At 42.4% G+C, this 26,835-nt stretch carries 24 protein-coding genes and 1 pseudogene; 19 read left to right on the top strand and 6 right to left on the bottom strand.

The genetic code is table 11. The features are described from left to right. Positions 1–9: 9 nt before the first annotated feature. From ACWPWY_RS16325 to ACWPWY_RS16310, 4 genes are all read left to right on the top strand, one after another. Positions 10–606 (top strand): copper resistance CopC family protein, encoded by a 597-nt coding sequence (locus ACWPWY_RS16325; protein ID WP_454192611.1) that lies wholly within the window; start codon positions 10–12, stop codon positions 604–606. A gap of 2 nt (positions 607–608) precedes the next feature. Beyond that, positions 609–1,688 (top strand): copper resistance D family protein, encoded by a 1,080-nt coding sequence (locus ACWPWY_RS16320; RefSeq protein WP_454192610.1) that lies wholly within the window; start codon positions 609–611, stop codon positions 1,686–1,688. A gap of 103 nt (positions 1,689–1,791) precedes the next feature. Then, on the top strand, positions 1,792–2,142 hold the full coding sequence (locus ACWPWY_RS16315) for an ArsR/SmtB family transcription factor (protein ID WP_454192912.1): 351 nt from the start codon (positions 1,792–1,794) through the stop codon (positions 2,140–2,142). An 88-nt stretch (positions 2,143–2,230) separates the two neighbouring features. Then, positions 2,231–3,214 carry a Gfo/Idh/MocA family protein gene (locus ACWPWY_RS16310; RefSeq protein WP_454192609.1) on the top strand — a complete coding sequence of 328 codons (984 nt, stop codon included), beginning with the start codon at positions 2,231–2,233 and terminating at the stop codon, positions 3,212–3,214. A gap of 78 nt (positions 3,215–3,292) precedes the next feature. On the opposite strand, the gene ACWPWY_RS16305 is transcribed toward ACWPWY_RS16310, so the two are convergent. Further along, complete coding sequence (locus tag ACWPWY_RS16305) at positions 3,293–3,778, bottom strand: CarD family transcriptional regulator (protein WP_454192608.1); 486 nt, start codon at positions 3,776–3,778, stop codon at positions 3,293–3,295. 521 nt (positions 3,779–4,299) lie between these two features. Next, entirely contained in the window at positions 4,300–5,583 is a 1,284-nt protein-coding gene (locus ACWPWY_RS16300; RefSeq protein WP_454192607.1) for an ammonium transporter, read from the bottom strand. 473 nt (positions 5,584–6,056) lie between these two features. Between ACWPWY_RS16300 and ACWPWY_RS16295 the strand changes: the two genes are divergently transcribed. Further along, a complete protein-coding gene (locus ACWPWY_RS16295; protein WP_454192606.1) occupies positions 6,057–7,193 on the top strand; it encodes an AI-2E family transporter in 1,137 nt (378 codons plus the stop codon). Positions 7,194–7,262: 69 nt separating this feature from the next. Here ACWPWY_RS16295 and ACWPWY_RS16290 read toward each other — a convergent pair whose 3' ends face one another. Beyond that, positions 7,263–7,637 (bottom strand): ArsR/SmtB family transcription factor, encoded by a 375-nt coding sequence (locus ACWPWY_RS16290; protein ID WP_454192605.1) that lies wholly within the window; start codon positions 7,635–7,637, stop codon positions 7,263–7,265. 191 nt (positions 7,638–7,828) lie between these two features. Between ACWPWY_RS16290 and ACWPWY_RS16285 the strand changes: the two genes are divergently transcribed. The 3 genes from ACWPWY_RS16285 to ACWPWY_RS16275 all read left to right on the top strand — a co-directional run bounded on the left by ACWPWY_RS16285 (position 7,829) and on the right by ACWPWY_RS16275 (position 12,681). Continuing rightward, a complete protein-coding gene (locus ACWPWY_RS16285) occupies positions 7,829–10,081 on the top strand; it encodes a heavy metal translocating P-type ATPase (protein ID WP_454192604.1) in 2,253 nt (750 codons plus the stop codon). A gap of 262 nt (positions 10,082–10,343) precedes the next feature. Beyond that, entirely contained in the window at positions 10,344–11,771 is a 1,428-nt protein-coding gene (locus tag ACWPWY_RS16280) for an aldehyde dehydrogenase family protein (RefSeq protein WP_454192603.1), read from the top strand. A gap of 172 nt (positions 11,772–11,943) precedes the next feature. After that, on the top strand, positions 11,944–12,681 hold the full coding sequence (locus tag ACWPWY_RS16275) for a MerR family transcriptional regulator (protein ID WP_454192602.1): 738 nt from the start codon (positions 11,944–11,946) through the stop codon (positions 12,679–12,681). 60 nt (positions 12,682–12,741) lie between these two features. Here ACWPWY_RS16275 and ACWPWY_RS16270 read toward each other — a convergent pair whose 3' ends face one another. Continuing rightward, positions 12,742–13,224 carry a GAF domain-containing protein gene (locus ACWPWY_RS16270; RefSeq protein WP_454192601.1) on the bottom strand — a complete coding sequence of 161 codons (483 nt, stop codon included), beginning with the start codon at positions 13,222–13,224 and terminating at the stop codon, positions 12,742–12,744. A gap of 207 nt (positions 13,225–13,431) precedes the next feature. Between ACWPWY_RS16270 and ACWPWY_RS16265 the strand changes: the two genes are divergently transcribed. Then, positions 13,432–13,716 carry a hypothetical protein gene (locus tag ACWPWY_RS16265; RefSeq protein WP_454192600.1) on the top strand — a complete coding sequence of 95 codons (285 nt, stop codon included), beginning with the start codon at positions 13,432–13,434 and terminating at the stop codon, positions 13,714–13,716. A gap of 105 nt (positions 13,717–13,821) precedes the next feature. Here ACWPWY_RS16265 and ACWPWY_RS16260 read toward each other — a convergent pair whose 3' ends face one another. Continuing rightward, positions 13,822–14,841 carry an alpha/beta hydrolase gene (locus tag ACWPWY_RS16260; RefSeq protein WP_454192599.1) on the bottom strand — a complete coding sequence of 340 codons (1,020 nt, stop codon included), beginning with the start codon at positions 14,839–14,841 and terminating at the stop codon, positions 13,822–13,824. Positions 14,842–15,008: 167 nt separating this feature from the next. Between ACWPWY_RS16260 and ACWPWY_RS16255 the strand changes: the two genes are divergently transcribed. The 4 genes and pseudogenes from ACWPWY_RS16255 (at position 15,009) to ACWPWY_RS16240 (ending at position 19,280) form a co-directional block, all read left to right on the top strand. Further along, positions 15,009–15,578: a GNAT family N-acetyltransferase gene (locus ACWPWY_RS16255; protein WP_454192598.1), complete on the top strand. Its 570-nt coding sequence runs from the start codon at positions 15,009–15,011 to the stop codon at positions 15,576–15,578. Positions 15,579–15,708: 130 nt separating this feature from the next. Continuing rightward, positions 15,709–17,211, top strand: coding sequence for an MDR family MFS transporter (locus ACWPWY_RS16250; protein WP_454192597.1), 1,503 nt, complete (start codon positions 15,709–15,711; stop codon positions 17,209–17,211). A gap of 154 nt (positions 17,212–17,365) precedes the next feature. Next, positions 17,366–17,800 (top strand): hypothetical protein, encoded by a 435-nt coding sequence (locus ACWPWY_RS16245; RefSeq protein WP_454192596.1) that lies wholly within the window; start codon positions 17,366–17,368, stop codon positions 17,798–17,800. Between the two features lie 125 nt (positions 17,801–17,925). Further along, positions 17,926–19,280: pseudogene (locus ACWPWY_RS16240) on the top strand (IS1182 family transposase). 162 nt (positions 19,281–19,442) lie between these two features. Here ACWPWY_RS16240 and ACWPWY_RS16235 read toward each other — a convergent pair. Beyond that, positions 19,443–20,711, bottom strand: coding sequence for an NAD(P)/FAD-dependent oxidoreductase (locus ACWPWY_RS16235; protein WP_454192595.1), 1,269 nt, complete (start codon positions 20,709–20,711; stop codon positions 19,443–19,445). Between the two features lie 278 nt (positions 20,712–20,989). Here ACWPWY_RS16235 and ACWPWY_RS16230 point away from each other — a divergent pair, with 278 nt between their 5' ends. The 6 genes from ACWPWY_RS16230 (at position 20,990) to ACWPWY_RS16205 (ending at position 26,825) form a co-directional block, all read left to right on the top strand. Further along, positions 20,990–22,681 carry a two-component system sensor histidine kinase NtrB gene (locus ACWPWY_RS16230; RefSeq protein WP_454192594.1) on the top strand — a complete coding sequence of 564 codons (1,692 nt, stop codon included), beginning with the start codon at positions 20,990–20,992 and terminating at the stop codon, positions 22,679–22,681. A 459-nt stretch (positions 22,682–23,140) separates the two neighbouring features. Continuing rightward, positions 23,141–23,575 carry a BrxA/BrxB family bacilliredoxin gene (locus tag ACWPWY_RS16225; RefSeq protein WP_454192593.1) on the top strand — a complete coding sequence of 145 codons (435 nt, stop codon included), beginning with the start codon at positions 23,141–23,143 and terminating at the stop codon, positions 23,573–23,575. A 115-nt stretch (positions 23,576–23,690) separates the two neighbouring features. Further along, positions 23,691–24,500 (top strand): ammonia-dependent NAD(+) synthetase, encoded by an 810-nt coding sequence (gene nadE / locus ACWPWY_RS16220; protein ID WP_454192592.1) that lies wholly within the window; start codon positions 23,691–23,693, stop codon positions 24,498–24,500. 164 nt (positions 24,501–24,664) lie between these two features. Then, the gene (gene acpS / locus ACWPWY_RS16215; RefSeq protein WP_454192591.1) at positions 24,665–25,072 is read left to right on the top strand and encodes a holo-ACP synthase; all 408 of its coding nucleotides are present in this window, start codon (positions 24,665–24,667) and stop codon (positions 25,070–25,072) included. 47 nt (positions 25,073–25,119) lie between these two features. Further along, positions 25,120–26,265 carry an A/G-specific adenine glycosylase gene (mutY, locus tag ACWPWY_RS16210; protein ID WP_454192590.1) on the top strand — a complete coding sequence of 382 codons (1,146 nt, stop codon included), beginning with the start codon at positions 25,120–25,122 and terminating at the stop codon, positions 26,263–26,265. 158 nt (positions 26,266–26,423) lie between these two features. After that, positions 26,424–26,825 carry a CopG family transcriptional regulator gene (locus tag ACWPWY_RS16205; protein WP_454192589.1) on the top strand — a complete coding sequence of 134 codons (402 nt, stop codon included), beginning with the start codon at positions 26,424–26,426 and terminating at the stop codon, positions 26,823–26,825. The last annotated feature ends 10 nt before the right edge of the window (positions 26,826–26,835 follow it).

The following is a 26,835-nucleotide window of genomic DNA, read 5'->3' as shown; positions in this document are numbered from 1 at the left end:
GGATTGATAATGACAATGATGAAAAAAGGAATTCTTACGCTGGTTCTGTTTTTAATGTTGCTGCCAGGCGCTGCTTTTGCACATACGGGTTTAGAAAGTGCGGTCCCTGGAAATGGAGATACGGTGACTTCTGCACTGGATGAATTAGTCCTTACATTTGAAACACCGATTGAGCCGCTTAGCGAGATTAAAGTAGTAAATGAAGAAGGCAACGAAATGGACCTAGCAAATATTGAGGTCAAAGAAAATACGCTTACAGCGAAGTTAAGTGAACCGCTGCCCAATGGAGCTTATACGGTAGACTGGACGATTGTTGGGGAAGATGGACATACCATTAATAATGAATATGCATTTACAGTAGATGCACCGGTGGAGCCGGAACAGCCGGACAATACAGCTGTAGAGGATGAAAGTACAGAAGGAGATACACCTGTAACAAGCGAAGACACAGCAGATGAACAAAATAATACGGCAGCACCTGTAGAAGACGATGTGCAAGAAACCGAAGCTAGAAATACAGGAAATGCAGGGATTTGGATTGCACTCATCGTTGTTGTTATTATTGCGGGTGCCTACGTTGCCCTACGACGTAAAGGGAAAAAATAAAAATGGGCTTTCTTAGCGAAGGTCTGCTATATATCTGTTATGCGTTTCTTATGGGGAGTTTGATTATTCATCTTGTTCCCGGTAATGCAAGACCGATACTCCATATCCCACGTCAGGCGGTGATATGGAGTATCGTGGGGACAATGATTTTGGCTTTTGCACCACTCCTTCAGATTATTATCCGTTTTGGTTCAGGTATTGGATATGGAAAAGCGCTGTCCACCGTACTATTCTCATTCAAAGAAGGGAAAGCATACCTTCTGGTATTTGGACTCTGTTTATTATTACTCCTGACCTTTTTGATGATAAAAGATGCGCTCCAGAACAAAAAGATACTCTATCCATCTTTGCTGATAGTTCTGTGTATCATTGCAACATTCGGTTATGCCAGCCATTTAGGTGCCATTGGAGGATTTAAGGGAGCTGTCATTCAGACGGTTCATATGCTTTCTATGGCTGTATGGGCGGGAGTGCTTTTTGCTGTTGCGTGGTTTACAGTGGAGGCTCGTCACTGGGATCGTTTTCTGAAATGGTTCACCCCCGTATCGATCGGTTGTGTCTTACTTATCCTGGTATCGGGACTGCTTACGATGAGCTACACGGTACCTGAATATGTAAACTCCTGGATTCTGCCGTATGGGCAGGCACTGTTAATGAAACATTTACTGTTTGTTCCGATCATTATTTGTGGGTTTTGTAATGGATTTTTGATTCGGAGTAAAATGAAGCTGAATCAAGGTTTTGCTGTAATTCCTTGGCTCAAAGCAGAAACGATTATCATACTGTTTGTGCTCTTGTTCACGGCCTTAATGTCGCAGGAAGCTCCAGCTCATACGGTTGCTGAGACACTGCAGTACAATGATCCGTCGGCAGTTTTCATGATGCTTCATCCTGAAGCTAGTTTACCGCTGAAATGGGGAATTACGATCCCCGGGGCTGCTCTTGCAGGGCTTGCTCTTCTTATCCTTGCGGGAATGATAATCTCATTTGTGAACAAAAAAGCAAGCCCCGTCATGTTACTGATTCTCGGATTTGCTTTTGTACTCACCGCTTATGGAAGCCTAATGTTAAGTGTAGAGTAGCGAACACCGCTGGAAAATAGATTGATTATCGATACCGCCTTTATTGAAAAATAAAGGCGGTATTTTTATTTACAAATAGATAGGAGTATATATAATGAAGCTTATGGAACCTATAATGATTCATAAAGTGTTGTCGAATGAGACGAGGCGGGATATTCTTGAATGGCTCAAAAAACCCGAAGAACATTTCGGTGATCTATATCATGCTCCTCCTAATGGAGATCGGACAAAAGGAGTATGTGTAGGAGATATTCAAGCGAAGGCAGGGCTTGCACAATCCGTTATTTCAAATTATTTGTTATCGATGCAAAAGGCCGGCCTGCTCTTGTCAGAACGTGTTGGTCAGTGGACATATTACAGACGAAATGAAGAGGTAATTCAGCAGTTTTGTGATGAACTCAAAAAAATCTATAAGAAAGGAGGTTTTTTTCTTTGTGATTATCTAGATTTCTAGAAATAAAGATACATATGAACAGCAAAAACTCCTCTTCCTATTTATGATACAATGACAAAAAAGAGAAGAGGTAAAGAGGAGGGGTAACGTGGTACGCTTCGGTATTATTGGTACGAATACGATTACAGAACGTTTTTTGGAGGCAGCAAGCACGCTAAGTGATTTTAAGCTTACAGCTGTTTATTCACGGACGGAGGCACGCGCCAAGGAATTTGCTGAAAAGCACGGTGCGGAATTTATTTATACGAATTTGGAGCATATGGCTGCAAGTGAAGAACTCGATGCTGTCTACATTGCGAGCCCGAATTCATTACATAGTGAACAAGCGATACTTATGATGAACCATGGGAAGCATGTTTTATGTGAGAAACCGATTGCTTCTAACAGCAAACAGCTTCAGGATATGTTAGGCGCAGCTGCAGCAAATCAGGTGGTATTGATGGAAGCGATGAAATCAACGCTGCTTCCGGGTTTCGCTAGAATCCAGGAGGAGTTGCCTAAGCTCGGAACGATTCGTAAATTTAACGTGAACTATTGTCAGTATTCATCTCGTTATGATGCATATAAAGAAGGTAAAGTTCTCAATGCTTTTAAGCCGGAATTCTCTAACGGATCCCTGATGGATATCGGAGTATACTGCATCTATCCAATGGTCGTTCTGTTCGGACAACCTGAGAATATCAAAGCGACCAGTGTAATGCTGGGTTCGGGAGTAGATGGTGAGGGAAGTATCGTCTTGCAATATAAAGAGATGGACGGGGTTATTACGTACTCCAAAATAACGAACTCTTATCTGCCATCGGAAATCCAGGGAGAAGAGGGAAGTATGGTCATTGACCATATTAGTACGCCTGGAAAAGTGCAGATCCATTATCGACAGGGTGAAACAGAGACGATCTCGGAAGTGTTGAATGAACCTGCTATGAAGTACGAGGCAGCAGAGTTTATCCGTCTCGTACAAAGCGGAGAGCTCGAATCACCTGTGAATTCACATCATCATTCCAGTGTGACGATGGCGATCATGGACACGGTTCGTAGACAGATTGGGCTTGTCTATCCGGCGGATCGCTAAAAAATATAGAACAAAAAGATACCCGGTACGCTGAACTAATGGCGGCCGGGTTATTTGCATGCTTTTTTTGAGGAATAATTAGTGTACCGCATGAAGGGTGTTATCGAGCAGAAGAGTTGCTTCTTCAGGTGAAATATTTCGAGCAGTTATGAGTTCACTGATTACAAGTTTACGTGCATTATTCAGCATGTTTTTGTCAGTCCAGCCAAGTGTTTTTTTTGAACTTAGATGACTCAAATCGCGGATGACTTGCAGCTCCATATGGAGATCACCTGTTTTAAGTTTATTCAGCAGGTTTTGCTGTCTTGCCGTAGGGTTGGAAGGTAGCTCTGAATATTGTTCCAAAAGCACGGATCGTGCGCTTTCCAGCATTTCCTCATCCGCAATATTCCGGATGCCAAGTGATTCAGCATTATGGATAGGAAACGAGACTTCCATTACCGGATGCTCGATGGTCACCTGGTAGTACCACTTTTTCTCCCCGAGAAATTCCTTCTCTTCCATAGCCTCAATATGACCTGCACCGTACATGGGGTAGAAGATATAATCGCCTACTTGAAACATAGATAAAACTTCCTTTCCGAAGACCTTGAAGTGAAAAAAAGACCCTGATTTAGTTAGGTGTTCGCCGTGAGTTCTACTTCTATTATAGCATACGTTTGAATTCGGCCTGGTTTCAGCTACGGTGGAGTAGGGGAACAGCGGTGTTTCCAAGCTCCCTGCTCCGCTTGTTTTGTCTGGACATAAGTGGATTCGAAGAAGCAATGGTCCAGCCAAAGCCAAAAGTCGCAGAGATCTAGGAATCACCTTCATTCCCGAAGTCTAAGCCGAACTTTCAAAAAGCCGAGTTCAAAGCTATGCGGGTGGGGAAAAAGGGGGGGCGATATTTCCAAGCTCTCTGCTCCACTTCTTTTGTCTGGACATAAGTGGATTTGAAGAAGCGATAGTCCAGCCAAAGCCAAAAGTCGAAGAGATCTAGGAACCACCCTCATCCCTGGAGTCCAACCTTGCTTGGACTAAAGTGAAAGACAAAAAACCAGCTGAACGGTTTGGGAAACCATCCAGCCGGTACTGAGGATATTTAATTAGAGGGGGAAATTCGGTTTTTTGATCTCTGCGGAGAGTTGTTCTGGATAACCATAAGTTCCGTGTTCACTCATATCCAGCCCAACCAACTCTTCCTCTTCGGATACGCGAATACCGATCGTTTTCTTCATGACCCATAGAATTGCGAAGGATACAGCGAAGGCGTAGACTGCACAAGTGACGACACCAAGTGCCTGAACCCCTAACTGACCGAAGCCGCCGCCATAGAATAACCCGGGGTTACCTACACCTAGTTTATCGACCAGTTCAGGAGTAGCGAAGAAACCAGTGGAGAGTGTACCCCAGATTCCCGCAGTACCGTGAGCAGACAAGGCTGCGATGGGATCATCAATTCTCATTTTCTCGAAGAAGCGGATACTGAAGAATACGAGGATACCGGCAATCAGGCCAATTACAATGGCAGCCCAGGAATCTACATAAGCACAGGACGCGGTGATGGCAACGAGTCCTGCAAGCGCACCGTTCAACATCATACCTACATCCGCTTTCCCCATAAAGGCCCAAGCAACGAGGAGAGCAGCAACAGCACCAGCAGCCGCACCAAGCTGTGTATTGATAGCGACAAATCCGAAGAAACTTCCATCTTCTACGGTTAGCGTACTGCCTGCGTTAAATCCGAACCAACCTACCCATAGAATCATCACGCCGAGTGTTGTAAAGACTTGGTTATGACCGGGAATATGGTTTGGTTTTCCATCTTTATTGTATTTACCAATACGCGGTTTTAACAGGATTGTTGCCGCTAAAGCTGCACAAGCCCCTGTTAAATGAACTACAGTAGAACCGGCAAAGTCTTGGTCTCCATGTTCAGAGAGCCAGCCGCCGCCCCAGATCCAGTGAGCAATGACGGGATATACAAGTACGGAGAAGAGAACAGCGAAGATGAGATATGCGGATAGTTTTGCTCTTTCGGCAAAACCTCCCCAAGCGATGGACATCGATACGGCAGCAAAAGCGAGTTGGAAGATAAACATAACGCTTGGAGCTACGGTGTCATCTGCAGAAGAGCCTGAGACATTAAATGCGAAGTAATCGCCCCAACCAATGATTGCATTCCCTTGACCGCCAAAGATCAGTGCATAACCAACTGCCCAAAATACGATCGATACGATCCCGACTGTAAAAATCGTCTTCCCTGCAACGTGACCGGCATTCTTCATTCGAGTTGAACCTGCTTCAAGGAGAATGAATCCTCCTTGCATGAACAATACCAAAATGGCCCCCAGCATGACCCAAACACTGTTTATTCCGATGACCTCCATCTTGAACCACTCCTTGTTTGTATAAAATGACTTGCATCACACTGCTGACTGTAATTTGAGAATGAGGGTTTCATCCGCCAATTCTCATAAATGGTAAAGTTTGTTTTTAAGGCTTTGACCGTATTGTAGAGGCAAAACCACACTTTGTCAATATATCTAACATAAGAAGAATCGATTTTTATTTTGCGCACACATTATTTGTATTATTGTTTGCACTTTATTACATATATAATAAATTTCCTGCATTTTATTAGCGAAAGTGAATAGATGTTAGGTTGCAAAAGCGAATAAAAGGAGGGATACACATAAGAATGTTAATATATAACACGTATATAACACATATATAATATATTGTTTTTTTTATAGGACTTTTGTTTTTTGAAACGAAGAGCTTAGAAAAACGTATGAAAGTTGGGCTTTTTTCTTTAATATATAAATAGGAGCTATTTGGATCGTAAGAAAGGGATGCATATATGGAACAAGAGAGAGTTTGGCCAGACAGATTCAAGCGTTTTTTTCTCAATAATAAATTTGTTCTTTTTTTATTGGTCATCTTGCTGATCGGTCTCAATATTATGGTCTTTACCAAAGTATCATTCGTATTTCGGCCTTTAGAAGTTTTGTTCAGGACCATTGTGATACCGATTTTATTGACAGGTGTAGTGTATTATTTACTGAATCCGCTGGTGGATATATTAGAACGACGAGGTTTAAAAAGGGTATATTCGATTCTGATCTTATATCTCCTTATTGCTGCTATTATCACGATTGTGATTCTTGCGGTCGTTCCCGTTGTGCGGCAACAGATTGAGGACTTAATTCTTAATTTTCCAAGATATTATGAGAATGTAGCCTATCAGTTTGAACAGTTCATTGGGAGTCAGTACCTGACACAGGTTCAAACCGCGGTTAATTTCGATGAGATGATTCAGGACTTATCTAAACAGGCAAGCAGTATTCTCGACACCACTTTTTCAGGGATTGGCGGTTTTTTAGGAATCCTGACAGAGACGGTGCTTACCATTGTCACCGTTCCTTTTATTCTTTTCTACTTATTAAAAGACGGCAAGAAATTACCTGATTACCTGTTATCCTTCCTGCCCACCAAAATGCGGCCAGGGACGACAAGAATCCTTTCGGAATCCAATCATCAGATCAGTTCTTATATTCGCGGACAGATTATCGTGAGCTTCTGTATTGGTGTTCTGCTGTATATTGGCTACGTCATTATCGGCCTAGATTATGCGCTCATCCTTGCTGTGATTGCTGCCTTTACGAGTATTGTTCCTTATCTCGGACCAGCCATTGCGATCACACCTGCGCTTCTCGTTGCCGCCTTTACTTCACCGGTGATGCTGCTAAAAATGATTGCAGTTTGGACGATTGTTCAGCTGATAGAAGGAAAATTCATATCCCCGCAGATTATGGGGAAATCGCTTAAAGTACATCCCATTACCATTATCTTTGTCATTCTGACCGCAGGGAATTTGTTTGGAGTGGCGGGGATCTTGCTGGCCGTACCCGGTTATGCTGTTCTTAAAGTGCTCTTCACACATCTATTCCTCTGGTTCAGGGATGGATCGGGGCTCTACGATCAAGATATAAAATAAAAAGAAGCATTCTTGCAGACGTTAACTGCATGAATGCTTCTTTTTATTTTTGAAGAAGGCAAACCGATGTTACTCGTGTTTAATATGCTGAAGAGTCTGGATGAAGATTTGTTCAATATGTCCATCGTCGAGCGAATAATATACGGTTTTACCTTCTTTGCGCCGCTTCACGATACGCATGTTGCGCAGGGAACGAAGCTGATGAGAAATGGCCGATTGTCCCATATCCAAAAGTACTGTGAGATCATGAACGCATAATTCTCTCTGTAATAATGCATCAATAATACGAAGGCGGGTCGGATCACTGAATGCCTTAAACCAGTCAGCCATTTGTACCGACGTTGTTTTATCAAGCAAGGAGTTTCTGAGGTTCTCTAGTGATGTATCCGAACCAGAGCAAGTTGCATCACAATCTTCGATAGGTATTATTTTTTGATTTTCCATGTGTATCACCGCCTCTTATATAGTTTTATTATAGCCAAAATAAGGGGAAGTGCATAAATATATATTTTTTGCTCCAAGTATCATTGACTTCATCTTTGACAGTTGCATATAATAAATCCATAAACATATGAACAGTTGCTCATATATTACTTTTAACAATTTCCATGGGAAGTCAGAGGAGATGACAGAGCGTGAGTACTGAAGCCAAACAAGTGAAATACGAACTGCTTTTGGATGGTCTTGACTGTGCGAACTGTGCAATGAAGATTGAAAGTGGGGTTAGCAAACTGCAAGGAGTTACTTCCGCATCAGTTAATTTTGCAACATGTAAAATGGTCCTAACTACACAGGATGGGACAGAAAAAGATGTCATTACGGAAGCGAAACGTAAAATTAAACAGCTTGATTCACATATTAAAGTTTCCGTAGTAGGAGAGAGAAGCCGTCAACAAGAGAGCGGAAAAGATCATCATGACCGTGATCACCAAGGACACGATCACAGCCACAACGAAGCAGACGGACATGAAGGTCATAATCATGATCATAGTTCATCCAAAATGCGCAAAGTTGCTGTACGGCTTGGTGCAGGGACGGTACTTGCTGTCCTCGCAGCACTGTTGCCGATGGATGGCTGGGCCGAAATCGCCCTGTTTGTGCTTGCTTATCTGCTGATTGGCGGAGATGTATTATGGCAGGCAGTTCGCAATATAGCCCGTGGTCAGGTATTTGATGAATTTTTCTTGATGTCTATTGCTACCTTGGGTGCGTTTGCTATTCAGGAATATCCCGAAGCTGTCGCTGTTATGTTGTTTTATCAGATTGGAGAGATGTTTCAGAGTCTTGCTGTGAACCGTTCACGTAAGTCCATCCAGTCGCTAATGAACATTCGGCCGGACTATGCGAATGTGGAGACGGAGCAAGGTACTCGTAAAATCTCACCTGAGCAAGTCGAAATAGGGAATATCATTATTGTGAAACCCGGAGAGCGGGTTCCACTTGATGGAATCGTACTAACAGGAAATTCTATGCTCGATACCTCTGCGCTGACAGGGGAGTCTCTTCCTAGGGAAGTAGAGCCAGGTAGCGAGATGCTGAGTGGTTTTGTTAATTTGAATGGTGTCCTAAAAATAAAAGTAACCAAATCTTACGGAGAGTCAACCGTATCGAAAATTTTGGATCTTGTCCAAAATGCATCGAACAAAAAAGCACCTACGGAAACATTTATTAATAAATTTGCAAAGGTGTATACTCCGATTGTCGTCATTGTAGCCCTGCTGTTAGCCATAATCCCGCCGCTTGTGATCAGTGGTGCTGAATTCTCAGACTGGATCTATCGGGCACTGATCTTTCTTGTTATTTCCTGCCCTTGTGCACTTGTCGTTTCCATTCCGCTTGGATTCTTCGGAGGGATCGGAGCAGCATCCAAAGCAGGTGTACTTGTAAAAGGTGGGAATTACCTTGAAGCCTTAAGTCAAGTAAAAACAGTTGTATTTGATAAAACAGGAACCCTTACGGAAGGAGTCTTTGCAGTATCCGGTATTTATCCTTCTCATCCGTTACTTTCATCTGCGGGTTCAGAAGAGGAAGCGAAACAACAATTACTTGAACATACAGCTTATACCGAACTGCATTCCCATCATCCGATCGCTGCATCTATTCGGAAAGCATATCAAGAACCGCTTCAAGAAGAGCGGGTTACCGATTATGAGGAACTATCCGGATATGGGATTAGAGCCAGGGTGGATGAGCATATCATTCTTGCAGGGAATACGAAACTGATGAAACAGCAAGGGATAAAATATGAGGATGCCGTATTGTATGGCACGGTCATTCATGTGGCGGTTGATGGTACTTATGCAGGACATCTTGTCATCTCTGACCGGATCAAGGCAGATGCTGCCCGCGCAATTAATGACCTTCGTTCCCTCTCGATCCGTAAGACAGTCATGCTTACGGGGGATGTTCGCTCCGTTGCCGAATCCGTTGCGAAGGAACTTGGAGTAGACGAGGTGCATGCCGAACTGCTGCCGCAGCATAAAGTGGAGCAGATGGAACGGATTACTGCTTCGAAAGATCCGAAAGAGAAAGTGATGTTTGTTGGTGATGGAATTAACGATACTCCTGTTCTTGCTCAGGCTGATGTGGGTGTAGCTATGGGAGGTCTTGGATCGGATGCAGCGATCGAAGCTGCTGATATTGTCATCATGACGGATGAACCTTCTAAGATTGCAACGGCCATTCGTATTGCGAAACGGACCCGAGCTATTGTATGGCAGAATATCATCTTTGCACTGGGTGTTAAAGCGATTTTCCTCATCCTCGGTGCATTTGGGATAGCAACCATGTGGGAAGCTGTCTTCTCTGATGTTGGTGTTACTGTTCTTGCTGTACTGAACGCCATGCGCATCTTACGATATAAAGAACCTGCTTCAACAGTTATATAGCAACCTATGTAAACTTGAGAAAAAAGCCTCATCCTTTTTACTGGATGCAGGCTTTTTTTATGTTTGTTTATTTAGCAGAACTTGGTTCGCCGTGGATTTCATCAGACAATTACTATTCCAAACACATGACCTTTGGAGAAAAATGTTAGTCATTATTGTTTTAATTACTGTCAGCGGGATATTACTTTATAAGAGGATAATAATTATACGGTTCTTTTTTCATAGATCATCTTAACTAAAAAATTGACTGGAGGGTCATACGATGTTATTACAGCATTTATATATTAATGGACAATGGAGAGAAGCGAAATCCTATACGACACTACTTTCTCCTTACAATGAAGAAACGATCGCACAAGTCGCTATTGCATCAGAACAAGATATAGAGGATGCTGTTGAAGGTGCAGTGGAAGCCTTTAAAGTCACGCGCAAGATGCCTGCACATGAACGTTCTTCTATCCTTGCTAAAGTGGCAGAACTATTAGAAGAGCGGAAAGAGGAAGCTTCAGAGCAAATCGCTAAAGAGGCTGCAAAACCCCTTAAAGCAGCAAGGGCTGAGGTGGATCGGACGATTGAAACGTATCGCTTTGCAGCAGAAGAAGCCAAACGTATCCAGGGGGAGACGATCCCTATGGATGCAGCAGCTGGCGGTGAGGGAAGAATTGCTTACACAGTGAAAGAACCTGTCGGTGTGGTCGGAGCGATCACGCCATTTAATTTTCCCATGAATCTGGTTGCACATAAGCTTGGACCTGCCATCGCAGCAGGGAATACGATCGTGTTAAAACCTGCAGGACAGACACCTTTGTCTGCCTATCTGATTGCCGAATTGTTTGAAAAGGCAGGCTTGCCTAAAGGTGCGCTACAGGTGGTCAGCGGAAATGGGAAGATGATTGGGGATAAGCTGGTAACTGACCCACGTGTGAAGCATATCACGTTTACGGGGAGTCCAAAAGTCGGCACGGGAATACGAGAAAAAGCGGGATTAAAAGGGGTGACCCTCGAGCTTGGATCGAACGCTGCGGTCATTATTGATCAGGAAGCAGGAGATTTAGAAGCAATTGCAGACCGGGTGACAGCAGGGGCATACTCTTTCCAAGGTCAGGTATGTATCTCGGTACAGCGTGTGTATGTACATGAAGAAGTTGCCAATACCTTTACTAGGCTTTTAGCTGAGAGAGTCTCTAAGCTGCGTACAGGCGATCCTTTGGACCCGAATACCGATGTCTCAGCGCTCATTACAGAGGAAGATACACAGCGAGTGCAGGACTGGATTCAGGAAGCGAAGGCAGAGGGTGCGAAGGTAGTGATTGGCGGAGAACGAGAAGGCCGAGTGCTCCAGCCTACCATTTTAACCAATGTACCTCTTGCTGCAAAAGTTTCTTGTCAGGAAGTATTTGGACCGGTCATGGTAGTTCATAGTGTTAGCTCCATAAAAGAAGCGATCCATCTGGTGAACGATTCCATGTATGGACTTCAAGCCGGTATTTTCACACAAAACATTAATGATGCAATGGAAGCAGCAGATACACTAGAGGTGGGAGGCGTTATGATTAATGATATCCCTACGTTTCGTGTAGACCATATGCCTTATGGTGGTGTGAAACAGAGTGGGTTTGGCCGAGAAGGGATTAAATATGCTTTGGATGCGATGACTGAACTCAAACTTGTCGTTATTAATCGAAATTAGATTATCCTTCGTCATATTCTTCTTGTATTTCGGTTCATCCTGAACAGAATGGGTAACTAACCATATATAGTAAAATGAGAAGCTCATACGTGCAAATGTTCCTATCTATAAGAACTTCAGATGAGAAAAGACGACCTTACAAACCAAAAACAGCAGGAAGGAGGTGTGAGCGTTGCAGTATACATTAGATGATCTTTCCTCTTTTACAGGGGTGGATCAAGAGACTTTAACTTCCTATGAGGAAGAAGGTTTACTTGAATCTCATGGCAACCTAGATCATTCACCAAAGTATGGGTATGATAGCTTGCTTGCACTTCAGCAGATTATGTTATATCGAGAACAGTCGATGTCAGTCCATCAAATTAAAGAACGAATGCAAGCGGAGCCAAAGGAACTACTTGGCAGATTGCATGATCACCGCCTGCAATTACTCAGGGAATCTTCTCGAATTCATACGTTAATTCAGTCCGTAGATGAAACAATTGAGTCTTTGGAACTCCATAAGGAGATCGAACCCAATCATTTATTTCAAGGTTTTAGTAAGAAGAAAAAGAACAGCATGGGTTTGCTGAACCCCTCCTCAAGAGAAATTGAGTCAAGTGACTCTACTACTCAAGAGGAGGAAGATTATTTATCTTCCCAGGAGACGCTGGATATGATTAATGAACAGCTTCAACATGCGATGGAGAGAGGGCTAACTCCGTCAAGTGAGGAAGTACAAAGAACGGTACGAATGCATTTGGATTGGGTCAGACAATTTTATACTCCGACGGCTACGATATATAAAGGTCTGGCAGACCTTTACGTGGACAAGATACAGTATAGGGAGATATACAATCGTTATCATCCAGGGATGGCAGAGTATATGCGCGACAGTATGCTCGTGCTGGCAGATCGGGAACTGGAGTAATGAAAAACAGGCACCTTGAGATCAGTCTCGAGGTGCCTGTTTTTTTAAGCTCTATTTATCTTAAAGCTGTGTTGATAAAATTTCCACGAACTGTTCCAAAAACGCCTGATCTTCTTGATCAAAACGGGATAATTTGGGGCTGTCTATATCGAGCACTCCGAACAATTCTCCGTTTTTCACAATAGGAACAACAATTTCACTTTTGGTTGCCTCATCACAAGCGATATGTCCAGGGAATTCATTCACGTTTTCCACTCGTAAAGTGCGGCGTTGCTCAGCGGAAGTTCCGCATACGCCTCTTCCTATTCCAATACGAATACAAGCAGGCAGACCTTGGAAAGGCCCTAAAACGAGTTCCTTACCATCATAAATATAAAATCCAACCCAGTTGATATCCTGTAAGAACACATTAAGCAAAGCAGAAGCATTTGCCATATTGGCTATTGCATTAGGTTCATCATAGATTAAGCCTTTTAACTGACTGAGGACGGTATTGTATTGTTCTTGACGTGTTCCTTCGTAGGCAGCGGTTTGAAATGACATGTGTGATCCCCTTCCAGATAAGTCGCTAGTATTATGTTTCCCCTGTGTATCGTGAGAAAAAATTATCGTTATATCTAATTAATTGTATGTGATTGATCTCACGTAAGCAAGGGTAATGATGAAGTAAACGAAGGAAGTTTTATAAACTACACAATGGATATGATTCTATGTTGTTAGCCAATTTTAATCAGAGAGAGGAGTTATCATATGCTCGCAGACACACAAAATTTATTTATCCGGATTCACATGCTTCACATGGCTCAAAGTGATGATTTAACGGTAACGGGCGTACTCACGGAACTTGAAACACAAGGTTACAGAGTAGGTGAGCGTGAAGTGAAACAAGAGCTGGAGAGACTTACACAAGAGAATTTCCTAACTTCTCACGATGATAAATTCAGTATCACCGGAGCAGGAATCGCAGAATTTAAAGAAGTTCGTACAATGCTCGGATCGATGACGGCAGAAGTTGTAGAAACCGAAACCGTATAGTCCGCTTCCAATCATATGATGAGAAAAAGAAAAAGCACGTGCACCTTTATGAACTAAGGGCTCACGTGCTTTTTCTTTTTTATTAAATAAAGATGCAAAAACTTATTAAGCTTCAAGTGGAGTAAGTGAATCTATTCCCTTGGCTATATCGGAAGAAAAAGATGGATGATTCTCAGAAAATGGCTGGGTTGTTTCTTTATATACGAGATTTTCTTCTCTGTACAAAATCTCATTAACAAAATGCATAACTTCCTTACGGTATAAGGACGGATTAGTCATATAAGCGTTAGCGTGCTCTGCCTTTTCCACTAATAATAAACGTTTGAATCCGATTTTATGGGCGAATAAATCTTCGCTCATATAGGTAGGAACAAATCGATCCTCTAGGCCATGAATAAACATGACAGGAAGCTCACTTTCTTGTACAGCGCGAAGCGGCGACACCTGTTCTAGCCGAAACCCTGCTCTTTTTAGTACACGCCGATTCATGATGGAATAAAACCAGGGAAACGCCTGAAGTTTCACACGTTTAATTTGATACTTCATAAGTTCAGTCAGATCAGAGTAAGGACAATCGGCAATCACAAATTTTACACAGGGATTTGCAATGGACAGGTATTCGAGTACCGTCCCGCCGCCTAGAGATTGCCCATGCAGACCGATGAGGCAGTGCTGACCAACGCGTTCGTATAAAAACTCTACCCAGGCTGCTACATCATACTTTTCTTTGTACCCGAACGTCGTATAAATGCCTTCACTTTTTCCATGTCGCCGCTGATCAACGAGCAGTAAATTAAATCCTAATTCGGAGAACATCGTAATGTACTGCGTTGATATGGAGTGAGAAGCTGTGTAACCGTGCACTATAATAATCCAGCGATGGGAAGAAGGGTTGGGTTCGACAATGACGCCATGGAGCTTAAGACCATCTTGGCTTTTTATCCATACATCTTCTTTCGCTAGTTCATCATAGGCAGAACGGTGGTACACACCTGCCTTTTCAAGCATGGAGAACAAATAATCTTCACTGCGTACCTTCATTCGTATCATTTTTCTAAAAGTAAACGTAAGAAGTCCTTCAACTATGAGTAAGAAGGATAGTAAAATAAAAGCAATCTGATACATATCAGGTCGTTCCTCCTTCCATGGATACTGACGTAGTATGCCCCCTGAATTAAGTCCGATATCCCGGTACCTATGATTAACCACTTGTCTTCTTTTTCTTCCTGTGATTAGATGACTAGAGCAACAAGCCGTTTTACTTCATAACAGGATGTATAGGAGGATTTAACATGTATAAATGCGCAGGGAATCTCCCTGAATTACATACAGAACGATTGTGGCTGAGAAAGCTGCAGAAGCAGGATAGCAGGGCTATTTTCCAGGTATGGTCTGATCCAGTCGTCACAAAATATATGAACATCGAATCGATGCACAGCGAAGAGGATGCTGAGGAAATGATTGAACTCCTGGATGAGTGCTCGCAGAATGAGGAGGGTTTTCGCTGGGCAATCATTGAAAAGAGCAGCGGTAAAATTATTGGCAGCTGTGGATTTAACCATTGGCAGCTGAAAGGTGCATTCCGTGGTGAGATTGGATATGAACTGGCATCTTCGCACTGGCGGCAAGGACTCATGACTGAAGCGATAAAAGCAATGCTGAATTTCGGTTTTACTACCATGGAATTAAACCGTATAGAGGCTTTAGTTGATCCTCGAAATGAGGCTTCTGCTAAGCTGCTTTCCTCCTTATCGTTTAGCTGTGAAGGAATTCTTCGGCAGCTGCAATATACATCTACAGGTTATAAGGATATGCAGATGCACTCCCTTTTGTTTGAAGAATGGAAGTACTTAAGAAAATAAAATAAATAAACACTTCAAAGAATTACCGGTGAATAAATGAAGATCCTTCCTTCCATGGGAAGTAAGGTAATGGTAATATGGAATAGGTTTGCGTGAGAAAGCGAACTTAGGAAAGAAGGTATTAATTTTCATGACGAAAACAAATAACATAAATGGCCGTGGTCTCATCTTAATCGGTGTGCTGCTGGCCACATTTTTGTCTGCCATTGAAGGGACCGTGATTGGACCTGCAGGACCGACGATCGTTAGTGATCTGGGGGATGTATCGCTGTTAAGCTGGATATTTACATCCTACTTACTGACTATGGCGGTGAGTACCCCGATCTTTGGTAAAATTAGCGATCTGTACGGCAGGAAACCGGTGTTTCTGATCGGTGTAGCTTTATTTTTATTAGGCAGTATCTTATGCTGTTTCGCTGTAAATATGGAAAGTTTAATTGTTTATCGTGCCATTCAGGGGATTGGAGCGGGGGCTGTAGTTCCTGTGACTTTTACTATTATCGGTGACATTTACAGCATTGAAGAACGCGGCAAGGTTCAGGGATTGATTAGTTCGGTATGGGGAATATCTTCATTAGTCGGACCCTTGATCGGCGGTTATTTTGTGGATTACCTCGGCTGGCAGTGGATATTTGGATTTAATATTCCTTTTGGTCTTCTAGCGATGTGGTTTGTTGCGAAGTACTTTAAAGAAGAAGTAGTGAAACGAAATACGAAAATCGACTTTGCAGGTGCTATTACCTTTATTATTGGGATTACTTCGTTATTAATTGTACTAACACTCGGCGGTCAGTCTTACGCATGGACCTCACCGTTCATTATTCTTCTACTCATTGGTGCTATATGTTTTCTTATCTTGTTTGTTTGTATCGAGAGGAAAGCAGAGGAACCACTTGTTCCGCTGAGTCTATTCCGGATTCGGGATATCACCTTATCTAATATTTCTGGCATGCTCATAAGTGCACTGCTCATTGGTTTATCTAGTTACCTTCCTCTGTGGGTTCAAGGAGTGCGTGGAGGAAATGCGACTTCTTCCGGTTTAATGCTCGCACCGATGTCCATTGGATGGTTAATTGGAGGAATACTTGCAGGAAGACTTCTTGTGCGGCTTGGCTCACGTAAAACCACATTGATTGGACTCACGGCTATTGTAATCGGCTCAATTGGTTTACTATTTACGACAGCCAGCACACCCGAATGGTTGATGTATGTATATACATTTATCTACGGTATTGGGTTTGGATTTTCTTTTACTGTGTTTACCATTATTGCACAGTCTTCTGTGGGTCATCGTCAAAGAGGAGCTTCTACCGCACTGAATACTTTCACGCGGACGTTAGGACAAACCATCGGTGCTGCAGCTTTTGGTACTTGGTTAAATGTGCGAATCGCCGCCCTTTCGGAAGAGAAGAATCTGACCGAGCAAGGCATCACACAAGCGGACATTAATCAAATCCTTGCTCCGCATGGTACGGCTTCTATGCCAGAACATTTGAAGATGATGCTGCAAAATGTACTTGAACTCAGTTTACATTCGCTTTTCGTGATTATGATGATCATTGCCGTTATTGCTTTTCTTGTTACTGCCGGTCTGCGGAATGCAGCGCCTGAGCCCGTTTCTGACGAAGATTAGTAAGAAATTTATTTATCTGTAATCTAAACTTCCTTGATCTCCTTGATCTATGTAAATTATTTTTCTCTTCATTTTTTCATAAAAAGACTCTTACATTGTCATACTAAAGATAGCGTGACAGGCATTCTTGAAGTCTAGATAAGATGAAGAGAGGATGATCGACGTGGAAGAACCTGCAATCATGATTATGTTTCCTGATCAGACAAAAGCTCGTGGGGCGTTTGATACCTTACTTGAGCTAGGATATAAACCGGAAATGCTCGGATCAGGTCTTATGGATGTAAAAATAGAGCAACAGGACATTACTACAGCTCTTGAAATCGTTGAAGTATTTGAAGGAAAAATACAGGATGAGAACGGCAATCGTGGGGGGCTTACTCCACATTCGGATGCTAAACAGGATACAGAATTCGCATACCTGTCCATTCCGGCCCATACGGTAAATGAAGATTTAGATGAAGCTTATTTATCTGGACGAAGCGACAATCCTTTTGGAGATAACTTCTTGGAAGAAGACCGTAATTACAGTAATGACCATGATGATTTTGGGGCAGCTTACGGCGGTTTTTCTGGAAGTGTAAAAGCGTAACTATACAAAAAAAGCGATCATTATTTAATGATCGCTTCAGACTGTAGACAAACTAGCTTAAACTAGTTTGCCTGCAGTCTTTTTTATTTTACAATAGTAGTAACTACTTTATTGAGGTGACAATCATGCTAACGAAACAATCATCCACTCAGCGTGACCAACTTGAAATGGTTGCCCTGGATCAACTCGTGCCAGAAGATCATTTGGTTCGCAAAATCGAATCAGCGATCGACTTTTCTTTCATCTACGATTTGGTTCAGGATCATTATTCGGAAATTGGACGACCTAGCATCGATCCGGTCATCTTAATTAAACTACCTCTTATTCAATATACCTTTGGTATTCGTTCCATGCGAAAAACGATCGAAGAAGTACAGACCAATATGGCGTATCGTTGGTTTTTGGGCTATGGATTTTATGATAAAGTTCCGCATTTCTCTACTTTCGGAAAGAACTACGAACGTCGTTTTAAAGATACAGATCTATTCGAACAGATTTTCTACCGTATTTTGCGGACTGCAAGAGAGAAACATTTACTCAGTGCGGAGCATGTTTTCATCGATTCTACACACGTAAAAGCGAGCGCGAACAAACGAAAATTCGAAAAGAAGGTTGACGCAAAGAAACAAGAGCGTACCAACGCAAACTGGAAGAGGAAATTAACCAAGACCGGGACGACCACGATAAAAAGCCATTTCCGCCGGACTCTTTCAAAAAAGAAGAAGAAAAGGAAATCAAACAAAGCACAACGGACCCTGACAGCGGCTACTATGTCAAAGATGAACGGACCAAACAATTTGCTTATTCGTTTCACGCAACAGTAGACCGAAACGGATTTGTACTCGGTAACATTGTCACTCCCGGAAATGAACATGACAGTCACTTGCTTGTGCCCCTCGTAGAATTGGTAAAAGAAAAGATTGGAAAACCTGTAGCAGTGGACCGATGCGGCCTACAAAACACCTTGGATTAGCAAGTATTTATTAGAGCAAGGGGTTACTCCTGCGCGCCTTATACGCGTCCACGTTCTCAAAAAGAAGGTTTTCAAAAAAATGACTACATGTATGATGAATATTTTGACGTCTATTTATGTCCTGCTAACGTGGTATTACCTTACTCGACTACCAATAAAGAAGGGTACCGAGAATACAAATCTCCAAAAGAAATTTGTAAATCGTGTCGTTATTTGTCCATGTGTACAGAGAGCAAAAACCACCAAAAAGTAGTGACGCGACATGTATGGCAAAACCACTTAGAAGAAGTAGAGCATCTAAGACAGCACCAGCATGTAAAACAAATCTATGCGAAACGAAAAGAAACGGTGGAACGGGTATTTGCAGATGCAAAAGAAAAGCATGGCATGCGATGGACAACCCTACGAGGGCTGAAAAAATTGTCCATGCAGGCGATGCTTACGTTTCTTGCCATGAATCTGAAGAAGATCGCGAGATGGTCGTGGAACAGACCAATCCCGGCGTAAATCAGGTAGAAACCCGTCTGATTTATTCTTGAAAAGAAGTAGAAATGACAAAAGGCATTCCGAATGTATACATTCCGAATGCCTTTTGTCTACAATCTGAAGCGATCATTATTTAATGATCGCTTTTTTGTGTACACAGCTTTAATAGATCGTTTATATCTATTATGCTCCAGTCGTTTGTTCAGCAGCGTGTTTGCCTGCGGTGTATCCGGTGGAGAAGGCAGCAGTGATATTATAACCTCCGGTGTAACCGTGAATATCAAGAATCTCTCCACAAAAATAAAGACCTTGCATCAGCTTGGATTCCATTGTTTTAGGGTATATTTCTTTTAAGTTCACTCCGCCTCCTGTCACAAATGCTTCGGCAAGAGAACGAGTTCCTGTTACGACAATAGGAAAACCTTTGATTAAATTCGCAAGGGTTTCAAGCGCGCCTTTAGGGAGGTGGTGATATGTCGTATCTTCTTCAATCTCTGCCTTTGTCAGGATTACAGGAATAAGCCGCTCGGGGACGATTCCTTTCAGCGAGTTTTTGATCGCTTTTTTCGGTTCTTGTGCCAGTTTATCCTTGAGTTCTTGCGTCATTTCTCCAAGAGACTTGGCAGGATACAGGTCTAGCTTCATCGTTACCTGATGTGAACCTGTCTTCTTCTGTACTTTGCGAATGAATTGACTGCATCTTAGAGCGACAGGTCCAGATAAACCGAAATGAGTAAATATCATATCTCCTTCATGCCGAATAACAACTTTGTCTTTTGCATCATGAACCGAAAGGGCGATGTCTGACAAAGACAGACCTTGTAACTCTTTGGACTGAATAAAACGCTCGCCTGATACAATAGGTACCTCGGTAGGATAGAGTTCGGTAATGGTATGACCCGCAGCTTCAGCCCATGGGTAGCCATCACCTGTAGAACCGGTTTGTGGTACTGATTTTCCTCCTGTCGCGACAATAACCGCGTCCGAGCGGATCATTTTACCCGATGTAAGCTTCACTCCAGCAACCTTCTGATCTTCATACACAATTTCGGATACGGGGGTATCTGTATAAATCTTCACCCCGAGCGCTGTTGCTTTTCCGATGAGTGCATCCACTACAGTTTTGGCCCGATCGGACACTGGAAACATTCTTCCGTTGTCTTCTTCTTTTAAAGCAATGCCTAGATCCTCAAAGAAACGCATAATTCCTTTGTTATCTAAATGTTGAAAAGCACTGTACAAAAACTTGCCGTTCCCTGGTATGTGACGGATTAGCTCGTCCGGTTCTTTGGCATTGGTTACGTTACAACGCCCTCCACCGGAAATCCCTAGCTTCCGTCCAAGTTTATTTCCTTTATCTATAAGAAGAACGGAAGCACCATGTTCCGCTGCTGCAACAGAAGCCATGAGCCCGGATGGTCCTCCGCCAATCACAATTACATTTACATTCATTGTATGAAATAACCTCTTTCTATACCTTATTACGATTTCAAAATTCCTCTTGTAGGTCTCAGGATGGATCTCTTATCTATCGTATCAGAACCAAGACTTGAAGTCGAAACGATGTCGTAATTTGTTTTTATTTTGAAATAAAGAGAAAAGAACTTGAAGATTATCGTTAAGCTTGCATATCTACACACGGAAAATATTGTAAAATAATGCCTCCTATGTTTTAATCAGGTTACATAAGAGTGTGTCGGTAACGGTGCGCAAAGGAGGAATAACAGCCCATGTTTGCGGTCAAAGGTATTTTGTTGCAAGTCCTGCTTGCTGGAATAACTCCGCTTTTATTTTTCCTGTTTTTAGGTCGACTTGGTACAGAATTTCAGGAGATGAAAAAAGCATCGCCGTCAGTGCAGATACAGCGTAGCTTACTGCTCTCTTGTCTTATTACGCTTGGTTTATGTTTTCTTTTTTCGTCTGTCTTATTAGAAATGATTTATCTGAATTTAAGTCTAGTTCCCGTCACCTTATCTATCTTGTACGGATCCTATCCGATTGGGATTTTAGTCTCTATCGTTTCGACGTTAGCCTTCTTTTTTATCTCCGACTATTGGACAGAACCCGCTGTCTTTTTAGGATCAGGTGCTTTACTTTATCCTATATTGTTATTGTTCGTAAAACATTTCAAAAAAGCAAGTCTATCCAGTAAAAAGAAAATATTCTCAGTGATCTGGTGTGCTTATACCATTCCTTGTTATGGGATTGTTCTATGGAAATATAATTTAGAGCGGACAGAACAGATTGAATTTGGGCTCTATTCATCACTTTACATTTCTTCCTCACTGCTTGTCCTTCTAGCTGCTATTCATTTAATGGAAAAAATTTTGGTGTATCACAGCTTTGCTTCTGAACTTGAAATACGCTGGAAAGAATATCGCCATCAATTAGATATGAATGAACATTTATTAAATACCGTACCTGTATCGGTCGTTGCATTTGACATAGATGGAAATATTGTCAATGCCAATACACGAATGCTTACTCAGATGAAGACGAAGGAATTTTTGCCGGGTTCACCTGAAGAAATGATTGGAAAACGAATTGAAGCCATCATCGGAGTTGAACATGGATTGCGTGTAACCGAGCGAATTCAGAGTGCAAGCCAAACTGGTGAAGTCACGTCTGAATATTTAAGAGTAGGAGTTAACACCTACTTCACGACCATATCACCCGTTAAAAATCCGATTAGCGGAAGGGTGATTGGCTCATCCATGGTTCTTCAGGATATTACGGAACTAGAGACGCTTCGAAATGAACTTGCTCATGTGGAAAGGCTAGGTGTTGTCGGTCAAATGGCAGCCAGTATTACACATGAGGTGCGTAATCCGATGGCCGTAGTCAGAGGATTTCTTCAGCTGCTTCGGGAGAAAAGTCCCAGATCTCTTGATCATTATTACCATATTGTGATGGATGAATTAGATCGTGCAAACAGTATTATTAATGACTTTCTTTCTTTGGCTCAGAATCATGCTTCTGAAAAAGAAGAAATTCATCTTCATCATATCATTAAGGAACTAACCCCTCTGCTGCTTGCAGATGCGAACATGAGAGGTCAAACCATAGAGGTTACGTTAGATGAAGATATTCCGAGCAAGTTTGTTGATCCGAAGGAGATCAAGCAGCTAATTCTAAACTTAGCCCGAAATGGAATGGAAGCGATGGGGAATAAAGGAACGTTGATCATTAGTACAGCACTGGACGAAGGAAATGTGATACTCAGTGTAAGTGACAGTGGTCCCGGGATATCCCTTGAAACGCAGAATAAACTCTTCGAACCCTTCTTTACAACCAAATCAGAAGGAACGGGGCTTGGATTATCACTATGCCAAGGCATCGCTGAAAGACATCATGCAACCATCAGAATCGAGTCGGAAGAGGGAATAGGTACTACATTTCATGTGATTTTCAAAAATCAATAAAATCGGCAGTCTGTTTAATCTAAGGCGGATTCGTGTATCAATACATAAGAACTTAGGGGCATAAGTTAAGAGGGGATAAGAATCCTTATTCAGAGTCATAATAAGTTTGCCATCAAGCTTTAGTTGTGTGGCGTAAGCATCATAGTTAACTTTGTGACGAAGAAAGGAGGGATTCCCTGTGTCAAAAAATGATTCTAAACAACAACAGCTACAAAAGGAATCCAACAAGAAGAGTCATTCTAAAGGTCAAGTAACTGACAAGAAGCTGCAAGGCGACAATTTCCCAGCAACCTAGGTTGCAAAAAGATTCAAATTCTTGTGTAACGATGAAGGAGATCCATGGTTTCGTGAGCGTTCTTCCTCCCTTGCGTTCACAACTTATGAATGTATAATAAGGTTAGCATCGATTTTTAGAATGATAATCTAATATACAAAGAATCCATAAGGAGTGAATAAAGCATGTCTATGTCTTTTGATCAATACATGAGAGATATGGTTCAGCCTATGAGGGATGAACTTACGAACCTTGGAATAAAGGAACTTCGCACTGCTGAAGAAGTAGAAGCGAATTTGCCAGAAGCGAAAGGAACAACACTGGTCGTTGTCAATTCTGTATGCGGATGCGCAGCAGGTCAGGCACGTCCAGGAGTTGCTCAAGCGCTGGAAAATGAGGTGAAACCGGACCAATTATTCACTGTATTTGCAGGTCAAGATAAGGAAGCAACTGCAAAAGCACGTGAATTCTTTGCTCCGTATCCACCATCATCTCCTTCTATAGCACTGCTCAAGGATGGGGAACTTGTTCACTTTATCGAACGTCATCAGGTAGAAAACCGTTCTGCAGAAGATATTGCGGCTGACCTGACAGACGCTTTTAACCGTTACTGCAAATAGTCAGGTACATAACGCCCCTCTGTTTTCGGTTAAAATCCGAACGCACTTGGGGCGTTTTGGCTTTTTCTTTTCTTATACCCTGTACAATTACTATAGAGAAACCGAGGTGTGAACGATGAGTTTACAAGAACAAATCATTGCTGAATTAAAGGTGAAGAAAAGCATTAATCCAGAAGAAGAAGTACGCAAACGTGTGGATTTTTTGAAAGATTATGTGAAGCAGTCACGTACGAAGGGACTTCTCATTGCGATTAGCGGTGGACTCGATAGTGCAGTTGCAGCAGGTTTATGTAAACAAGCTACGGACGAACTCACGAAGGAAACAGGGGAAGAATACAAAACGCTGGGCGTATTCCAACCTTACGGCGAGCAAGCAGATATCGAACATAGTTATGCTACAGCAAAAGCATTCGACCTAAAATATACAGTAGAAACAAATATTGAAGAAGCCGTTAATGAAATCGCTCTTGAAGTGGAGCATGGTTTCAAAAATATGGGGATGTCTCGTCATATGTCCCCACAGGGCAAGGGAAATGTAAAAGCAAGAACGCGTATGGTCATGCAATATGCATTATCTTTCGAAATGAATCTGCTCGTTGTGGGAACAGATCATGCGTCAGAGGCGATTACTGGATTCTATACAAAATGGGGCGATGGTGCGGTTGATATCACTCCACTAGCAAGTCTGAACAAACGTCAGATCCGCCAGGTTGCTGCTCATATTGGTGTACCTGATCAAATTATTCATAAGGCACCTACAGCAGGTCTTTGGGAAGGTCAAACCGATGAGGCTGAACTCGGCATTTCCTACGAGGATAACAGCGACTATCTGGAAGGCAAAGAAATTTCAGCTGAAGCAAAAGAGAAGCTCGAAGCAGCTTATCGACGCACAAGCCACAAACGTAGCCCAATTCCAGGTATTTAATAAAATACGTATTATAATAACACAGAGTGTTTTAAGTATAAGTAACCCCCGTAATTCCTGGCTTCTGCCGGAAACGGGGGTTTTTGTCATTTCTCGAACATAGATTCTAGTGAGTCAGACTGGTACAATAGATGGGACCTAATCTAGAAGGGTGGTGATCTCAGATGATTTATGGGATCGGTAATGATGTACTGGAAACGAAGCGAATCCAGCGTATTTTAGCAAGCGATCGAAGGACTTCATTCCTTAACCGGCTTCTAACCAAGAGAGAACAGGATCTTCTATTTTCACGAAATAAAGATGAGCTGGCTTATGTCTCGGGGCGTTTTGCTGCTAAAGAAGCGATAACAAAAGCATTTGGCTGCGGAATCGGAAAAACGATTGGATTTCAGGATCTCGAAATTTTACCTGATGAGAAGGGAAAACCTATTGTTTCATTAACTTCAGATGCTTGGCAGCGTCTTGAACTTACCGGGGAACAGGAGTATCTTATTCATCTGAGTATTTCACATCAACCCGCTGTGGCAGCAGCTTTTGCGATAGTGGAACGAATAGACAAAACGACAGAATAATGTAGCTAAACATAGATGTAAAACCAGGATGGGAGAACAAACAGGAAATGGATCAACGTATGGCAAAACAATATTTCAGCACCGAGTTGCTGAATTGGTATATGCAGAATAAACGGGATTTGCCTTGGCGTCGCCATCGCAATCCTTATTATATTTGGGTATCTGAAATTATGCTTCAACAAACCAGGGTAGAAACCGTTAAGCCTTATTTCGAACGGTTTATTACTCGCTTTCCGGCTCTGACGGATCTGGCCGAAGCACCAGAGGAGGATGTGCTGAAGCTCTGGGAAGGACTTGGTTATTATTCTCGCGCACGAAACCTTCAAGCGGCAGCAAAGCAAGTACTTGAGCTTCATGGGGGAGAGGTTCCTAATGAAAAGGATGCCGTCTTTAACCTCAAAGGAGTAGGTCCGTATACAGCGGGTGCAATTCTTAGTATTGCCTTCAATCAGCCCGAACCCGCTGTGGATGGAAACGTTATGCGGGTACTATCAAGGTATTTTCTAATTGAAGACGATATTATGAAAGGCAGTACTCGGGTTAAAATGGAGACTTTGGCAGGGGAGCTTATCCCGCAAGGACGAGCAGGTGATTTTAATCAAGCCTTAATGGAACTAGGAGCCCTTGTGTGTACACCGAAATCGCCGCACTGTCTTACTTGTCCTGTGATGGAGATGTGCAAAGGAAGGATTGAAGGCAGAGAAGATACTTTGCCTGTGAAGAAGAAAGCAAAACCTCCCCGCCCAGAGCAGCGCATAGCAGCATTAGTTACGGGGACGTCAATAAACGAAGGTAAGATTCTTGTTCGCCAGCGTCCGCAAACCGGGCTGCTTGCTAGAATGTGGGAGCTGCCGCATGTACTTGCTTCTGAGCCGGGTGGACTCGCCTCTCCGGTACCAGATGAGCCGGCAATGGACATAATGAAAGGTCATCTACTAGACGAGGGTTACGCTGTAAATCCGAAAGAGTTCTGGAAAATTGCGGAGCATACGTTTAGTCATATTCATTGGAATCTTCAAGTGTATCGTTGTGAACAAGCAGATCACGTGGCCAGCCCTGCTATGGTGGCAGAGCAGATCGAAACTTATAAGACGGAAGGGTATGTATATAAGTGGATTGGACCTAAAGATATGGAGACCCTGGCTTTTCCTAATGTATTCTTAAAACTGCTTAAAGAACATTTTGCCTTATAAAATATAAATATCTTATACGCTAAGTCTGCTTCGTTGAAGCAGGCTTTTTCTTCTTATATTCAAAATAAAATAATTTGAATATATTGGAATAAAATGTTATAAAGTAAGGTGATTATACTCCATCTGGAGTATAAATTTAGGAAAAGAGGACTTCCGCAATGAATGATCAAGATAAAATCGAGAAAGTTACCGTAAACGTGGGGATTGTAGACTTGGGTCAGATGGATCTGTTGGTAGATCAGGCTTTTTATTCAAACCGGACTGATTTTATCCGTACAGCCATTCGGAATCAGCTGGAGTCACATCGGAAGGACATCCAGGATTATGTGACACGGAAAATAACAGCAGTTGGTGTAGTAATTTATGATCGGCATGATCTTGAAATGTTACGGGAGTCTAACACAAAGATCGAGATTCGTCTTATTGGCCAACTCGTATTTACTAAGGATGTCGATGCAGAACTCATACGTGACACAGTGAAGCACATCCAGCATTTCGGAGTAATAAAAGCAAGCAAAGAAGTGAAAGAAGTGATTAAGGAAATCCAAACTACAGGATAAAAGGAGCTGT

Source organism: Paenibacillus sp. Marseille-Q7038 (assembly GCF_965111595.1).
The sequence above is the reverse complement of the archived record's forward strand: the minus strand, read 5'-3'. Positions and strand labels throughout refer to the sequence as shown.

Coding starts and splice junctions, on each gene's coding strand:
- ACWPWY_RS16325 (WP_454192611.1), top strand. CDS start 10: ATGACAATGATGAAAAAAGGAATTCTTACGCTGGTTCTGTTTTTAATG.
- ACWPWY_RS16320 (WP_454192610.1), top strand. CDS start 609: ATGGGCTTTCTTAGCGAAGGTCTGCTATATATCTGTTATGCGTTTCTT.
- ACWPWY_RS16315 (WP_454192912.1), top strand. CDS start 1,792: ATGGAACCTATAATGATTCATAAAGTGTTGTCGAATGAGACGAGGCGG.
- ACWPWY_RS16305 (WP_454192608.1), bottom strand. CDS start 3,778: ATGTTTCAAGTAGGCGATTATATCTTCTACCCCATGTACGGTGCAGGT.
- ACWPWY_RS16300 (WP_454192607.1), bottom strand. CDS start 5,583: ATGGAGGTCATCGGAATAAACAGTGTTTGGGTCATGCTGGGGGCCATT.
- ACWPWY_RS16295 (WP_454192606.1), top strand. CDS start 6,057: ATGGAACAAGAGAGAGTTTGGCCAGACAGATTCAAGCGTTTTTTTCTC.
- ACWPWY_RS16290 (WP_454192605.1), bottom strand. CDS start 7,637: ATGGAAAATCAAAAAATAATACCTATCGAAGATTGTGATGCAACTTGC.
- ACWPWY_RS16280 (WP_454192603.1), top strand. CDS start 10,344: ATGTTATTACAGCATTTATATATTAATGGACAATGGAGAGAAGCGAAA.
- ACWPWY_RS16270 (WP_454192601.1), bottom strand. CDS start 13,224: ATGTCATTTCAAACCGCTGCCTACGAAGGAACACGTCAAGAACAATAC.
- ACWPWY_RS16265 (WP_454192600.1), top strand. CDS start 13,432: ATGCTCGCAGACACACAAAATTTATTTATCCGGATTCACATGCTTCAC.
- ACWPWY_RS16260 (WP_454192599.1), bottom strand. CDS start 14,841: ATGTATCAGATTGCTTTTATTTTACTATCCTTCTTACTCATAGTTGAA.
- ACWPWY_RS16255 (WP_454192598.1), top strand. CDS start 15,009: ATGTATAAATGCGCAGGGAATCTCCCTGAATTACATACAGAACGATTG.
- ACWPWY_RS16250 (WP_454192597.1), top strand. CDS start 15,709: ATGACGAAAACAAATAACATAAATGGCCGTGGTCTCATCTTAATCGGT.
- ACWPWY_RS16245 (WP_454192596.1), top strand. CDS start 17,366: ATGATCGACGTGGAAGAACCTGCAATCATGATTATGTTTCCTGATCAG.
- ACWPWY_RS16235 (WP_454192595.1), bottom strand. CDS start 20,711: ATGAATGTAAATGTAATTGTGATTGGCGGAGGACCATCCGGGCTCATG.
- ACWPWY_RS16230 (WP_454192594.1), top strand. CDS start 20,990: ATGTTTGCGGTCAAAGGTATTTTGTTGCAAGTCCTGCTTGCTGGAATA.
- ACWPWY_RS16225 (WP_454192593.1), top strand. CDS start 23,141: ATGTCTATGTCTTTTGATCAATACATGAGAGATATGGTTCAGCCTATG.
- nadE (WP_454192592.1), top strand. CDS start 23,691: ATGAGTTTACAAGAACAAATCATTGCTGAATTAAAGGTGAAGAAAAGC.
- acpS (WP_454192591.1), top strand. CDS start 24,665: ATGATTTATGGGATCGGTAATGATGTACTGGAAACGAAGCGAATCCAG.
- mutY (WP_454192590.1), top strand. CDS start 25,120: ATGGATCAACGTATGGCAAAACAATATTTCAGCACCGAGTTGCTGAAT.
- ACWPWY_RS16205 (WP_454192589.1), top strand. CDS start 26,424: ATGAATGATCAAGATAAAATCGAGAAAGTTACCGTAAACGTGGGGATT.